Source organism: Streptomyces sp. MGP-P1, from assembly GCF_057766565.1.
Genome location: NZ_JBYMEM010000006.1, coordinates 1290117 through 1304387 on the forward strand (window position 1 = coordinate 1290117; position 14271 = coordinate 1304387).

At 70.9% G+C, this 14271-nt stretch carries 9 protein-coding genes and 1 pseudogene; 8 read left to right on the top strand and 2 right to left on the bottom strand.

All coding sequences use genetic code 11. The features are described from left to right. The first annotated feature begins 50 nt into the window (after nt 1-50). Both AC3CH1_RS21480 and AC3CH1_RS21485 read left to right on the top strand, forming a co-directional pair. Nucleotides 51-1958: an IucA/IucC family protein gene (locus AC3CH1_RS21480; protein WP_488464372.1), complete on the top strand. Its 1908-nt coding sequence runs from the start codon at nt 51-53 to the stop codon at nt 1956-1958. A gap of 38 nt (nt 1959-1996) precedes the next feature. Then, nucleotides 1997-3966: pseudogene (locus tag AC3CH1_RS21485) on the top strand (ATP-dependent DNA helicase). Between the two features lie 123 nt (nt 3967-4089). Here the strand turns inward: AC3CH1_RS21485 and lexA are convergent. After that, complete coding sequence (lexA, locus tag AC3CH1_RS21490) at nt 4090-4887, bottom strand: transcriptional repressor LexA (RefSeq protein ID WP_069743322.1); 798 nt, start codon at nt 4885-4887, stop codon at nt 4090-4092. A 489-nt stretch (nt 4888-5376) separates the two neighbouring features. Between lexA and nrdR the strand changes: the two genes are divergently transcribed. Beyond that, nucleotides 5377-5889, top strand: a complete 513-nt coding sequence (gene nrdR / locus AC3CH1_RS21495; protein ID WP_018962021.1) for a transcriptional regulator NrdR — start codon at nt 5377-5379, stop codon at nt 5887-5889. 173 nt (nt 5890-6062) lie between these two features. Next, nucleotides 6063-8954 carry a vitamin B12-dependent ribonucleotide reductase gene (locus tag AC3CH1_RS21500; protein ID WP_488464373.1) on the top strand — a complete coding sequence of 964 codons (2892 nt, stop codon included), beginning with the start codon at nt 6063-6065 and terminating at the stop codon, nt 8952-8954. A gap of 162 nt (nt 8955-9116) precedes the next feature. Here AC3CH1_RS21500 and AC3CH1_RS21505 read toward each other — a convergent pair whose 3' ends face one another. Further along, entirely contained in the window at nt 9117-9653 is a 537-nt protein-coding gene (locus tag AC3CH1_RS21505; RefSeq protein WP_488464374.1) for a TerD family protein, read from the bottom strand. Between the two features lie 255 nt (nt 9654-9908). Here AC3CH1_RS21505 and AC3CH1_RS21510 point away from each other — a divergent pair, with 255 nt between their 5' ends. The 4 genes from AC3CH1_RS21510 (at nt 9909) to AC3CH1_RS21525 (ending at nt 14257) form a co-directional block, all read left to right on the top strand. Next, nucleotides 9909-10514 (top strand): YdbC family protein, encoded by a 606-nt coding sequence (locus AC3CH1_RS21510; protein WP_488464375.1) that lies wholly within the window; start codon nt 9909-9911, stop codon nt 10512-10514. 112 nt (nt 10515-10626) lie between these two features. After that, nucleotides 10627-11286: a histidine phosphatase family protein gene (locus AC3CH1_RS21515; protein ID WP_488464376.1), complete on the top strand. Its 660-nt coding sequence runs from the start codon at nt 10627-10629 to the stop codon at nt 11284-11286. A 12-nt stretch (nt 11287-11298) separates the two neighbouring features. Continuing rightward, on the top strand, nt 11299-12207 hold the full coding sequence (locus AC3CH1_RS21520; protein WP_488464377.1) for an ADP-ribosylglycohydrolase family protein: 909 nt from the start codon (nt 11299-11301) through the stop codon (nt 12205-12207). Between the two features lie 214 nt (nt 12208-12421). Further along, nucleotides 12422-14257: a DUF4153 domain-containing protein gene (locus AC3CH1_RS21525; protein ID WP_488464378.1), complete on the top strand. Its 1836-nt coding sequence runs from the start codon at nt 12422-12424 to the stop codon at nt 14255-14257. The last annotated feature ends 14 nt before the right edge of the window (nt 14258-14271 follow it).

Consider the following 14271-nt stretch of genomic DNA (forward strand, 5'->3'; position numbering starts at 1 on the left):
GCACTTTCCACACCGCTCGAACCTCAGAGGTTCCATCCGGAGGAGTCCCCGTGCCGATATATCCCGCGAGCCGTGAATCAGCCGAGTCCCCGCAGCTGTTCAGCCCTCCGGAGCTGAACCGACAGATCTGGGACCGGGCCGCCGCACGGCTCCTCGCCAAGATGCTCGGCGAGTTCGCCTACGAGAAGATCATCGAGCCCGTCCCGCAGCCCGGGACCGGCGGACGCCACCGGCTGACCCTCGACGACGGGGGAGCCCTCGCCTTCACGGCCCGGCGCGGCGTCTATGGCAGCTGGCGCGTCGACCCCGACTCGATCGAGGTCACGACGGGACCGCCGACCGCCCGGGCCAACGGCTCACCCGTCGCCGCGAGCGCCGGGGCGCGGCCCGACGGCTCTGCCGCCGGCACCCTGCCGTTCCGCGACCCGCTGACGTTCCTCACCCGCGCCCGGGTCCTCCTCGGACTGGACGGAACGACGCTGGGCCACCTCATCCGCGAGCTGACCCTGACCCTGTCCGCCGACGCCCGGCTCGACCACACCGCGCTCACCGCGGACCGGCTCGCCGCCCTGGACTACGCGGAGCTGGAAGGCCATCAGACCGGCCACCCCTGGCTGGTCGCGAGCAAGGGGCGGCTCGGCTTCTCCGCCGCCGACGCCGCCCGTTTCACCCCCGAGACCCGCAGCCCGCTCCGGCTGCCGTGGATCGCGGTCAGCACCCGCATCGCGCAGTACCGGGGCGTGGGGCGCGTCGGCACCCCCGAGCAGCTGTACGCCGGCGAGCTCGACCACGACGTCCGGGACGCCTTCGCCGAGGTGCTGCGGGCCCGGGGGCACGACCCGCGGGACTACCTCTACCTCCCCGTACACCCCTGGCAGTGGGACGAGTGGATCGTGCCGCTCTTCGCCCCGGCCATCGCCGACGGCGACATCGTGGCCCTGCACACCGACGGGGACGCCCGCCTCCCGCAGCAGTCCATCCGCACGTTCGCGAACGTGGAACGGCCCGAGCGGCACACCGTGAAGCTCCCGCTCTCCATCCTCAACACCCTGGTCTGGCGCGGCCTGCCGACCGAGCGGACCCTCGCCGCCCCCGCGGTCACCGCCTGGGTCCAGGGATTGTGCGAGGGCGACCCGTTCCTGCGCGACACCTGTCGGGTCGTCCTCCTCGGCGAGGTGGCCTCCGTCGCCGTGGAGCATCCGCTGTACGACCACCTCCCCGAAGCGCCCTACCAGTACAAGGAGATCCTCGGCGCGATCTGGCGCGAGCCCCTGCCGCCCCGTCTCGCGCCGGGCGAGAAGGCCCGCACGCTCGCCTCCCTCCTCCATACGGATCCGGCGGGCCGCGCCTTCACCGCGGAGCTGGTCGAGCGCTCCGGCCTCTCCCCGGACGCCTGGCTGAAGCGGCTCTTCGCCGCGCTCCTGCCGCCCCTGCTGCATTTCCTCTACCGCTACGGAACCGTCTTCTCCCCGCACGGCGAGAACGCCATCGTCGTGTTCGACGAGGAGGACGTGCCCGTACGGCTCGCCATCAAGGACTTCGTCGACGACGTCAACGTCAGCGCCCGCCCGCTGCCCGAGCACGCCGGCATGCCCGACGAGGTGCGCGCGGTCCTCCTCACCGAGGAGCCGTCCTTCCTCACCCAGTTCATCCACTCCGGCCTCTTCGTGGGCGTCTTCCGCTATCTGTCCCCCCTGTGCGAGGAGCAGCTCGGCGTCTCCGAGGACGCGTTCTGGTCACTCGTCCGGGCGGAGATAGTCCGCCACCACGCCCGCTTCCCGGAGCTGAAGGAGCGGTTCGAGCTGTTCGACATGCTCACCCCCGAGATCGAGCGCCTCTGCCTGAACCGCAACCGCCTGCTCGTCGACGGCTACCGGGACCGTGCCAGCCGGCCGCACGCGGCGATCCACGGCATGGTCCCCAACCCGTTGCACCCCTCCGCCCGCGTCCGGGAGTGATCGCTGTTGTCAGTGGCGCGCCGTAGGGTGGTCGGGCTATGACGAAGCCATCCCTCCCCGAGCTCCTGCACGCCGCCGTCACCGCCGTCGGCGGTACGGATAGGCCCGGCCAGGTCACCATGGCCGAAGCCGTCGCCGAGGCCGTCGACGACCAATCCCACCTCCTCGTCCAGGCCGGCACCGGTACGGGCAAGTCGCTCGGCTATCTGGTGCCGGCCCTGGCGCACGGGGAGCGGGTCGTCGTGGCCACCGCCACCCTCGCCCTCCAGCGGCAGCTGGTGGAGCGGGACCTGCCGCGTACGGTCGAGTCCCTGCACCCGCTGCTGCGCCGCCGTCCGCAGTTCGCCATGCTCAAGGGCCGGTCGAACTACCTCTGCCTGCACCGGCTCCACGAAGGGGTTCCGCAGGACGAGGAGGAGGGACTGTTCGACCAGTTCGAGGCGGCGGCCCCGTCCAGCAAGCTCGGCCAGGACCTGCTGCGGCTGCGGGACTGGTCGGACGAGACGGAGACGGGCGACCGGGACGATCTGACCCCCGGCGTCTCGGACCGGGCCTGGGCGCAGATCTCGGTCTCCTCGCGCGAGTGCCTGGGCGCGACGAAGTGCGCGTACGGCGCGGAGTGCTTCGCGGAGGCGGCCCGCGAGCGCGCGAAGCTCGCGGACGTGGTCGTCACCAACCACGCGCTGCTCGCGATCGACGCCATCGAGGGCGCGCCGGTGCTGCCGTCGCACGAGGTGCTGATCGTCGACGAGGCCCATGAGCTGGTCTCCCGGGTCACCGGCGTCGCCACCGGCGAGCTCACCCCCGCCCAGGTCAACCGCGCGGTCCGCCGGGCGGCGAAGCTGGTCAACGAGAAGGCCGCCGACGCCCTCCAGACCGCCGCCGAGGGCTTCGAACGGGTCATGGAGCTGGCGCCCCGGGGCGCCTGGAGGAGGTGCCCGAGGACCTCGGGTACGCGCTGATGGCGCTGCGCGACGCGGCACGCACGGTGATCTCCGCCATCGGCGCCACCCGGGACAAGTCGGTCGAGGACGAGAACGCCGTCCGCAAGCAGGCCCTGGCCTCGGTCGAGTCGATCCACGGCGTCGCCGAGCGCATCACCCAGGGCTCCGAGTACGACGTCGTCTGGTACGAGCAGCACGACCGGTTCGGAGCCTCCGTCCGGGTCGCCCCGCTCTCCGTCTCCGGGCTGCTGCGCGAGAAGCTCTTCGCCGAGCGGTCCGTGGTGCTGACCTCGGCCACCCTCAAGCTCGGCGGAGACTTCAACGGGGTGGGCGCGTCCCTCGGGCTGGCCCCCGAGGGAACGGCGGGCGAGGACGTCCCGCAGTGGAAGGGGCTGGACGTCGGCTCCCCGTTCGACTACCCGAAGCAGGGCATCCTCTACGTCGCCCGGCATCTGAACACCCCGGGGCGCGAGGGGTCGCGTACGGACATGCTGGACGAGCTCGCCGAGCTGGTGGAGGCGGCCGGCGGCCGCACGCTGGGGCTGTTCTCCTCCATGCGGGGGGCCAAGGCGGCGGCCGAGGAGCTGCGGGGGCGGATGGACAGGCCGATCCTGCTCCAGGGCGAGGAGACCCTCGGTGAGCTGATCAAGAACTTCGCCGCCGACCCGGAGACCTGCCTCTTCGGCACCCTGTCGCTCTGGCAGGGCGTGGACGTCCCCGGAGCGAGCTGCCAGCTGGTGGTCATGGACCGGATTCCGTTCCCCCGCCCCGACGATCCGCTGATGAGCGCACGGCAGAAGGCGGTCGAGGAGGCGGGCGGCAACGGCTTCATGGCGGTGGCGGCGACGCACGCCGCACTGCTGATGGCCCAGGGCGCGGGCCGGCTGGTCCGGGCCACGGGCGACAAGGGTGTCGTCGCCGTGCTGGACCCAAGGCTCGCGAACGCACGGTACGGAAGCTATCTGCGTGCCTCGCTGCCGGACTTCTGGTACACCACCGACCGGAACCAGGCGCGCCGCTCACTGGCCGCCATCGACGCACAGGCCAAGGCGGCCGAGGCCTGATCCCCCGGGGTTCGCCCGGCCGCCCGACGGGGCCGGCCGGGCAAGGCGAAGCCCCGGGACCGACGTCATGATCGACGTCCTAGGTAGGGATCCCGGGGCGGGCGGTCGTGACCGACGCGTTTCTCAGACCCGGCGCAGCACCGCCACCACCTTGCCGAGGATGGTCGCCTCGTCGCCGGGGATCGGCTGGTACGCGGCGTTGTGAGGGAGCAGCCATACGTGACCGTCCTCCCGGCGGAAGCGCTTGACCGTCGCCTCGCCGTCGAGCATGGCGGCGACGATGTCCCCGTTCTCCGCGACAGGCTGGCGGCGGACGGTGACCCAGTCGCCGTCACAGATCGCGGCCTCGATCATCGAGTCGCCGACGACCTTCAGGACGAAGAGCTCACCGTCGCCGACGAGCTGGCGGGGGAGCGGGAAGACGTCCTCGACGGACTCCTCCGCGAGGATCGGTCCACCGGCGGCGATCCGGCCCACCAGCGGTACGTAGGACGCGGCGGGCTTGCCCGTCGTGTCGGTCGGCTGGGTGCTGGGCTGGTCCGATCCGCGCACCTCGTAGGCGCGGGGCCGGTGCGGGTCCCGGCGGAGGAAGCCCTTGCGCTCCAGCGCCATCAGCTGATGGGCGACGGACGATGTGCTGGACAGGCCCACCGCCTGACCGATCTCTCGCATGGAGGGCGGGTACCCCCGCCGTTGCACGGAGTCGCGGATGACCTCGATGACCCGTCGTTGCCGGTCCGTGAGCCCCGAGCTGTCCGCCCGGATGCCGGGGGGCCTGCCGGGCATGGAACGTCCCGGGCGCGCGGGCTCGGGCCCGTCCGTGGTCGTGACTGAGTCATTCATGGCATGCACCGGCTCAAGTCGGCTCTGGGAGCGATGGTCCCGGGCGGTGATGGTGGCACTGTCTGCGGTGGTGGTCACGTCGGCCCCTCTCGAATGTTCTCCCTAGCTGGACAACGGTAGTAGCTTTCGAAAGGTTGCGCCAAACACACGTTCGAGTGAAAAACGAATAAAGGGGTGCCGCACTGCTACCGACAGGTGTATGAGCAACAGGATAGAGGTCACGCGGAAGTGCCGTGGAGGCCCGTCGCGGCGCCGGACGAAGTCTTTCACCCGAGCCCGTGCGCCGGAGCCCCGGCGGCTCGGCGGTCCCGCGTCTCCCGTACCCTCTTCTCTGGCCCACGCTCCCCCCGGGCGGCCTCCGAGCCAGTTCCGGTGCGCGACACGCGATGGGGCCGAAAACGCGACCCAACCCTAGATCTAGTGGTTGGATTGCTTCAGTCGCCCAGAAGTTGTGGTCGCGGTTCAATCGCACCGTGGTCATCGCCTATGCTGGGGACTGCTTCCAAGGGCCCGGACAAGGCCCTGAAGAGGCTATTCAGTCGTGAGTGTGAGGGAGGGTTGGGAGCCATGCACTGCCCCTTCTGCAGGCACCCCGACAGCAGGGTCGTCGACAGTCGCACCACCGACGACGGGACGTCGATCCGTCGCCGTCGGCAGTGCCCCGACTGTTCCCGCCGTTTCACCACGGTGGAGACCTGCTCGCTGATGGTGGTCAAGCGCAGCGGCGTGACCGAGCCCTTCAGCCGTACCAAGGTCATCTCCGGCGTCCGCAAGGCATGCCAGGGGCGACCCGTCACGGAGGACGCCCTCGCCAAGCTCGGCCAGCGGGTCGAGGAGGCGGTGCGCGCCACCGGCAGCGCCGAGCTGACCACCCACGACGTGGGGCTGGCCATCCTCGGCCCGCTGCAGGAACTCGACCTCGTCGCGTACCTGCGCTTCGCGTCCGTCTACCGGGCGTTCGATTCCCTGGAAGACTTCGAGGCCGCCATCGTGGAACTGCGTACGCAGCGGCCTTCCGCAGAGGACCGCGGGAGCGGAGAGACCCTTGAGGTCCCCGCGCCCGCCATCGCCGCCGACTGAGCGGTACCCGCCCGGGACGCCCGTGCCGCAGACGTCATGACTGCGGACCGGCGGCAGGGCGACATGAGATGTGCTTCCGGCTGCCGAGTACGGCTTCCGGAGCATCGGACACACATTGTGCCTGGGAAGATCTGGGCACTTCAGGGCGTTTTCGCCCACATATGGGAGGCGGCATGACAGAGACGGCGAGCGGCCCGGCACGAGGTTCCCGTACCAAGGGCGCCAAGGGGAGCAAGGGTCTGCGTATCGAGCGCATCCACACCAACCCCGGCGTGCACCCGTACGACGAGGTGGCGTGGGAGCGCCGTGACGTCGTCATGACCAATTGGCGCGACGGCTCGATCAACTTCGAGCAGCGTGGCGTCGAGTTCCCCGACTTCTGGTCGGTGAACGCGGTCAACATCGTCACCAGCAAGTACTTCCGCGGAGCTGTCGGCACGCCGCAGCGCGAGACCGGTCTCAAGCAGCTGATCGACCGGATCGTGAAGACGTACCGGAAGGCCGGCGAGGACAACAGCTACTTCGCCTCGCCCGAGGACGCGGAGATCTTCGAGCACGAGCTGGCGTACGCCCTCCTGCACCAGGTCTTCAGCTTCAACTCCCCGGTCTGGTTCAACGTCGGCACGCCCCAGCCGCAGCAGGTCTCCGCCTGCTTCATCCTGGCCGTCGACGACTCCATGGAGTCGATCCTCGACTGGTACAAGGAAGAGGGCATGATCTTCAAGGGCGGCTCCGGCGCCGGCCTGAACCTCTCCCGAATCCGCTCCTCCAAGGAGCTCCTCTCCTCCGGCGGCAACGCCTCCGGCCCGGTCTCGTTCATGCGCGGCGCCGACGCGTCCGCCGGAACGATCAAGTCGGGCGGCGCCACCCGCCGCGCGGCCAAGATGGTCATCCTCGACGTCGACCACCCCGACATCGAGGACTTCATCGAGACCAAGGTCAAGGAGGAGGAGAAGATCCGCGCGCTGCGCGACGCGGGCTTCGACATGGACCTGGGCGGCGACGACATCACGTCCGTCCAGTACCAGAACGCCAACAACTCGGTCCGGGTGAACGACGAGTTCATGAAAGCCGTCGAGGCGGGCGGCAAGTTCGGGCTGCGCGCCCGGATGACCGGCGACGTCATCGAAGAGGTCAAGGCCAAGTCCCTCTTCCGCAAGATGGCCGAGGCCGCCTGGGCGTGCGCCGACCCGGGCATCCAGTACGACGACACCATCAACGCCTGGCACACCTGCCCGGAGTCCGGCCGGATCAACGGCTCGAACCCGTGCAGCGAGTACATGCACCTGGACAACACCTCGTGCAACCTCGCCTCGCTGAACCTGATGAAGTTCCTCAAGGACGACGGCCTGGGTCACCAGTCCTTCGAGTCCGAGCGCTTCGCCAAGGTGGTCGAGCTGGTCATCACCGCGATGGACATCTCGATCTGCTTCGCGGACTTCCCCACACAGAAGATCGGCGAGAACACCCGCGCCTACCGTCAGCTGGGCATCGGCTACGCCAACCTCGGCGCCCTGCTGATGGCGACCGGTCACGCGTACGACAGCGACGGCGGCCGCGCGCTGGCCGGCGCCATCACCTCGCTGATGACCGGCACCTCCTACCGCCGCTCCGCCGAACTGGCCGCGGTCGTCGGTCCGTACGACGGCTACGCCCGTAACGCCGAGCCGCACCAGCGCGTCATGAAGCAGCACTCCGACGCCAACGCCAAGGCCGTCCACGTCGACGACCTCGACTCGCCGGTCTGGGCCGCCGCGACGGAGGCCTGGCAGGACGTCATCCGGCTCGGAGCGAAGAACGGCTTCCGCAACGCGCAGGCCTCGGTCATCGCGCCCACCGGCACCATCGGTCTCGCGATGTCCTGCGACACCACCGGTCTGGAGCCCGACCTCGCCCTGGTCAAGTTCAAGAAGCTGGTCGGCGGCGGCTCGATGCAGATCGTCAACGGCACGGTGCCGCAGGCGCTGCGCCGCCTCGGCTACCAGCCCGAGCAGATCGAGGCGATCGTCGCCCACATCGCCGAGAACGGCAACGTGGTCGACGCCCCCGCCCTGAAGACCGAGCACTACAGCGTCTTCGACTGCGCGATGGGCGAGCGCTCCATCTCCGCGATGGGCCACGTCCGGATGATGGCGGCCATCCAGCCGTGGATCTCCGGCGCGCTCTCCAAGACGGTGAACCTCCCCGAGACGGCCACCGTCGAGGACGTCGAAGAGGTCTACTTCGAGGCGTGGAAGCTGGGCGTCAAGGCGCTCGCGATCTACCGCGACAACTGCAAGGTCGGCCAGCCCCTCTCCGCCAAGACCAAGGACAAGGAAGCGGTCACCGCGAAGGCCGAGGAGACCATCCGCACGGCGGTCGAGAAGGTCGTCGAGTACCGCCCGGTCCGCAAGCGCCTCCCCAAGGGCCGTCCCGGCATCACCACCTCCTTCACGGTGGGCGGCGCCGAGGGCTACATGACCGCCAACTCCTACCCGGACGACGGTCTCGGCGAGGTCTTCCTGAAGATGTCCAAGCAGGGTTCGACCCTCGCGGGCATGATGGACGCCTTCTCCATCGCCGTCTCGGTCGGTCTGCAGTACGGCGTCCCGCTGGAGACGTACGTCTCGAAGTTCACCAACATGCGCTTCGAGCCAGCCGGTATGACGGACGACCCGGACGTGCGGATGGCGCAGTCGATCGTCGACTACATCTTCCGTCGCCTGGCGCTCGACTTCCTGCCCTTCGAGACCCGCTCGGCCCTCGGCATCCACTCCGCCGATGAGCGCCAGCGCCACCTGGACACCGGCAGCTACGAGCCGTCGTTCGAGGCGGACGGGGTGGACGCGGACAGCCTGGCCCAGTCGGCCCCGGTCCGCGCCGAGCCGCTGAAGGTGGTGGCGGCTCCCGAGGAGTCCGCCGTGAAGCCCGCTCCGAAGACGGCGCACACCTCGGCCGAACTGGTCGAGATGCAGCTCGGCATCAGCGCCGACGCCCCGCTCTGCTTCTCCTGCGGTACGAAGATGCAGCGCGCCGGCTCCTGCTACATCTGCGAGGGCTGCGGCTCGACGAGCGGCTGCAGCTGACCGGAGGCGGGACCGCGCCGACGCGCGGCTGACCCGCTGGGCACCAAGGGGACCGGCCATCGGCCGGTCCCCTTGGTGCGTCCCCGGCCCCTTTCGGTATGTCCCCGGTCCCTTTCGGCGGGTCGCCGACGCCCGAGCCGGGTTGGCCGGAACTGACCGACGTCACCCTTCGGCGGCCCGGCTCCCCATCACCGCCGCGAACGTGTCGGGGGCGCCGTCGAAGCCGCGTACGGCCGACCGGAAGCCCCAGAGCCCCGAGCCGTCGCGGGTGAACTCCCCGACGACCGCCGCGGTGGCCCACGCCACGTCGGAGAAGTCGCTCTCGGTCAGGCTCGTGTAGCCCTCGCGGATCTCCATCGCCGTGTTCCCTATGTCGCCGAAGGTCTTGCGACCGTCGCGCTGTTGGATGGCGACACCGACCACCACCCGCCCGTACGTGTCCGCCAGCCGGTTCAGCTCGATGGTCATGACCTCGTCGAAGCCGAAACCCTGGCCGGTCCGGCTGTCCCGGTTCAGTGTGATGGTGCCGTCCGGCGAGCGGCTGTCGAAGTGCACCAGGTAGGCGGGGGCGCCGTACGGCTCGCCGGCCGGGTAGGTGGCCGCGATGATGTCGAGGTCGTTGGCCGCCGCCCCGTGCGGACTGGGGTCCCATTTGACCCGCACCTCGACCTTTTCGATGTCCTTGTTCGGAGTGCTCAAGGGACTTCCCTCCCGGCCGACGGCCCACGGGCCGTTCCCCTCACCTGATACACGATTCACCCGATCATGTACGCAACCGGCCCCGGAACCAACTGCTTCGGTCACGGGCGACGGATTCGGGCCACTGACCGGCCCCGGCACGGGTGCTGCGGCCTCCTTCGGCCCCCGCGACCCGGTGCGCGGGCGGAACGACCGGCCGGGCGGCGCTCCCCTAGACCGTGACGCGTGCCACGTTCCGCGCCGTACGATGGCGCGGTGCTGGTGAAGTGGATTCGCTGCTCCGTGGTGGACCGTCATGGTTTCGAGCGGGGACAGCGGAAGTGGGCGGGGCTGTTGGGCGAGCCGGGGTTCCAAGGACAGAGCGGCGGGTGGAGCCGAACGCGCCCCGGTGTCGCCCACGTCTTCGCGTTCTGGGAGAACCGCGTCTTCTACGACTCCTTCATGGCCCGCGGGCACGATCGGCTGGCGGCCGGGCAGTCCGGCATGTTCCGCGACATGCAGGTCACGCTCTTCGAGCGCCGCTTCGACGTGAAGACGGGTTTCGAGCCCCACTTCGCCGAGGCGGACGTCGTCAGGGTCGCGCACAGCCGGGTGCACGAGGAGCGCGCCGAGCATTTCGTGCTGATGCAGCAGCAGGTGTGGAACCCCGCCATGGCCGGATCGCCCGGCATGCTGCGCGGCGTGTTCGGCGAGGCGCCCGGGAACGAGTTCCTGGCGCTGTCCCTGTGGAAGTCGAGCGCCGAGCGAGGCAAGTACCGCGCGGCGGGGGCCGAGCGGCTGGCGGCCCGTGCGGGGACCGCGACGGACGTGATCGCCCTGACGGGAGACGTCGTGGATCTGGAATCCTCCTGGACGGTGTGACCCCGCTCCGATCTGGACGGTGTGCCCGCTCCGACCTGGACGGTGTGTCCCCGCTCCGTGCTCCGAGGGCCCCGACCGCTCGTGTCGGCCCGACCCGATCTATGGTCGGGACATGGCACGACCGCAGCGCATTGTCCTCGTCCGGCACGGCGAGTCCGAGGGCAACGCCGACGACACGGTGTACGAGCGGGAGCCCGACCACGCGCTCCGGCTCACCCCCACAGGTCTGCGGCAGGCCCGGGAGACCGGGGAGGAGCTGCGCGAGCTGTTCGGCGAGGAACGGGTGAGCGTCTACATCTCGCCGTACCGCCGCACCCACGAGACGTTCCGGGCCTTCGGCCTCGATCCGGAACGCGTCCGCGTCCGCGAGGAGCCCCGGCTGCGCGAGCAGGACTGGGGCAACTGGCAGGACCGGGACGACGTACGGCTGCAGAAGGCCTACCGGGACGCCTACGGGCACTTCTTCTACCGTTTCGCCCAGGGCGAGTCCGGCGCCGACGTCTACGACCGGGTCGGGGCGTTCCTGGAGAGCCTGCACCGGAGCTTCGAGGCGCCGGACCACCCGCAGAACGTCCTGCTGGTCACCCACGGACTGACGATGAGGCTGTTCTGCATGCGCTGGTTCCACTGGTCGGTCGCGGAGTTCGAGTCGCTGTCCAACCCGGGCAACGGCGAGACCCGGACCCTGCTGCTGGGCGAGAGGGGCCGCTACACCCTCGACCGGCCCTTCCAGAGCTGGCGGACCCCCGAGCCGTACGGCCGCACCGGATAGAGTGGCACGGCGATGACCGCTGATTCTGCTTCCGCGCGGCGCCTCGAACGCGCCCTGGCCAGCCTGCGTGGGCTGTCCGTGGGAGACGCCCTGGGCTCCCAGTTCTTCGTTCCGGCCAACTACCCCCTGCTGAAACAGCGGGCCCTGCCGCCCGGGCCCTGGCAGTGGACCGACGACACCGAGATGGCCTGCTCGGTCCTGGCTGTGCTCAGCGCCCACGGCCGCGTCGACCAGGACGCGCTCGCCCGCTCCTTCGCCGAGCACCACGACTTCGACCGGGGCTACGGTCCCGCCGTCAACCGGCTCCTCAGGCTCGTACGGGAGGGCGGCGACTGGCGGGAGCTGTCCTCGGCGCTGTTCCAGGGCCAGGGCTCCTGGGGCAACGGTTCGGCGATGCGCATCGCCCCGCTCGGCGCTTGGTACGCGGACGATCCGGAACAGGCCACGCACCAGGCGGAGATCTCCTCGTACACCACGCACCAGCACCGCGAGGCCGTCGTCGGCGCCATGGCCGTGGCCGCCGCCGCGTCGCTCGCCGCCGCCCCCGGCGGGCCGCCGGGCCCCGAGGACCTCCTCGACGGCGTCATCGCGCTGGTGCCCCGCAGCGCCGTCGGCGCGGGCCTGCGCCGGGCCCGCGACATGCTGGACTACCGGGACGCCGGGACGGTCGCCGCGGTCCTCGGCAACGGCCGCCGGACCAGCGCCCACGACACCGTGCCGTTCGCGCTCTGGTCGGCGGCGAGGAGCCTCGGGGAGTACGAGCAGGCGTTCTGGGTCACCGCCCAGGCCGGCGGTGACGTCGACACGACGTGCGCCATCGTCGGCGGTGTCGTCGCGGCGGGCGAGGCCGGAGCGCCACCGGCCGACTGGCTGGCACAGACGGAGGAGCCCCCGGCCTGGCTGACGCCGCTCCCGCGCTGACCGCGCCGGTTCCGTCCCGTCTCCCCTGAACCGGGGGCGCGGCCCACTGTCACGGTCCTGCCACAGGATCACTCTGCGTGTCTGCGAACGAGAGTTCGGGACTACTCTTTCGGCCACGCCGCCCCTCGTTGATCTTGAGGGCGTGCGCCGAATGAGACGCCGGGACAGGTGTACGGCCCAGGGCCGCGCGTGGACCCGGTGGGGGAGGGGTCCCATGTCCGATCAGCCGTCCGAGGCGTCCAGACCGCCGGAGAACCCGAAGAAGGCCAGGGCACCCCGGCCACCGGAACCGCCGACGGCCTCCGAGGCAGCCGGCATCCCGGAGCGTCGACCGGATCCGACCGCGGCGCGGCCCGCCGGTGCGCCGCCCGCCGATGCCGCACGGCCCTCCGCGGTGGGGGATCCGGCCCCGCCGCAGGCCTCCGGCGACCCGCTCCAACAGGCCCAGGCGACCAGGAAAGCCGGACCGCCGGGCAGCCCCTGGCAGTACGGCGCCGGGGCGCACTCCGCCGAGGACAATGATGTGACAGCCCGGATCCGGCCCCCCGCACCGCCCCTGATCCGTCCCGCCGTGCTCGGCTCGGTCCTGGCCACCGCCCTCCTGAGCGCGCTCTTCCTGGGCGACGGACTCGGGGTGAACCTCCTGATCGTGGCCGTGCCCGCCGCCCTGGCCGCGTTCTTCGCCGCCCGGGCGGCAGGCCGCCGGCTACGGCCCTGGACCGCGACCTGGGCGGTGGGAGGACTCGCGCTGCTCGCGGTGCCGGCACTCCGGGACGCCGGCTGGCCGACCTTCCTCGCCGTGGTGTCCGCCTTCGCGCTCGGCTCGCTCGCGCTGCACGGCAGCCGCAGCTGGCTGGGGGTGCTGATCGGCTCGCTGGGGCTGTTCGACTCGGTCGTCCCCGGCATCATCTGGGGCGTGCGGGGGGTACGCGCACGGGCCGAGGGTTCCCGGGCGCGCTGGGGCGCCGCCCTGCGCACCACGGTGGTGGCCCTCGTGCTGCTGGTGGTGTTCGGAACCCTCTTCGCCAGCGCGGACGCCGCGTTCGCCGAACTGCTGGGCAGCCTCATGCCCGACGCCTCGGTCGGCGAGGGACCGTGGCGGATCTTCCTCTTCGCCCTCGGGCTGGCCGGCGCGCTCGCCGCCGCGCACGCCGCGGCCGCCCCGGTGCGCTGGGACGGCATCACCGTACGGCCCGGCAAACCCCGGGGACGGGCCGAATGGGCCCTTCCGCTGATCGTCCTCAACCTGCTCTTCGCCGCGTTCATCACCCTCCAGCTCGTCGTGCTCTTCGGCGGCTACGACAAGGTCCGGGACGTGACCGGACTCAACCACGCCGAGTACGCCCGCCAGGGCTTCTGGCAGCTGTTGTGGGCCACGCTGCTCACTCTTCTCGTGATCGCCCTGGCCCTGCGCTGGGCACCGCGCGGCGGCACCAGGGACCGCACCCTGGTGCGGTCGGTCCTCGGCCCCCTCTGCGTGCTCACCCTCGTCGTGGTCGCCTCGGCGCTGCGCCGCATGGACCTGTACGTCGACGAGTACGGCCTGACCAGGCTCCGAATATCCGTGGCCGCGATGGAGCTCTGGCTCGGGGTGGTGCTGGTCCTCGTCCTGGCGGCAGGCGTCTTCGGGGCCCGGTTCCTGCCCCGGGCCATCGCGGTGAGCGCGGCGGCCGGCGTCCTGGCCTTCGGGCTGCTCTCACCGGACGGGTTGATCGCCGAGCAGAACGTCCAGCGCTTCGAGGACAGCCGCTTCGAGGACAGCCGATCGACGGCCATCGACATCGACTACGTCAAGGGCCTGTCCGCCGACGCCGTACCGGCCCTGGACCGACTGCCCGAACCCGAACGCTCCTGTGCGCTGCGCATCATCCAGAACGACGTCCTCGACGCCGACACCCCCTGGTACGCGACCAGCTGGGGAGAGGCGCGGGCGAGGGAGATCCTGGAGAAGCGCCCGGTGAAGGGCGACGCGCGTGACTGCTACAGCGCGGGCAGGGAAGGGACCCGGGACGGATACGGGCCGGACGGCGACGGCTACGACCCGTACTGAGCCGACGGGCCCCT

Bases quoted from the DNA above. Each gene is read 5' to 3' on its own strand.
- AC3CH1_RS21520 (WP_488464377.1), top strand. From the start codon at position 11,299: ATGACCGCTGATTCTGCTTCCGCGCGGCGCCTCGAACGCGCCCTGGCC.
- AC3CH1_RS21500 (WP_488464373.1), top strand. From the start codon at position 6,063: ATGACAGAGACGGCGAGCGGCCCGGCACGAGGTTCCCGTACCAAGGGC.
- AC3CH1_RS21525 (WP_488464378.1), top strand. From the start codon at position 12,422: ATGTCCGATCAGCCGTCCGAGGCGTCCAGACCGCCGGAGAACCCGAAG.
- AC3CH1_RS21515 (WP_488464376.1), top strand. From the start codon at position 10,627: ATGGCACGACCGCAGCGCATTGTCCTCGTCCGGCACGGCGAGTCCGAG.
- nrdR (WP_018962021.1), top strand. From the start codon at position 5,377: ATGCACTGCCCCTTCTGCAGGCACCCCGACAGCAGGGTCGTCGACAGT.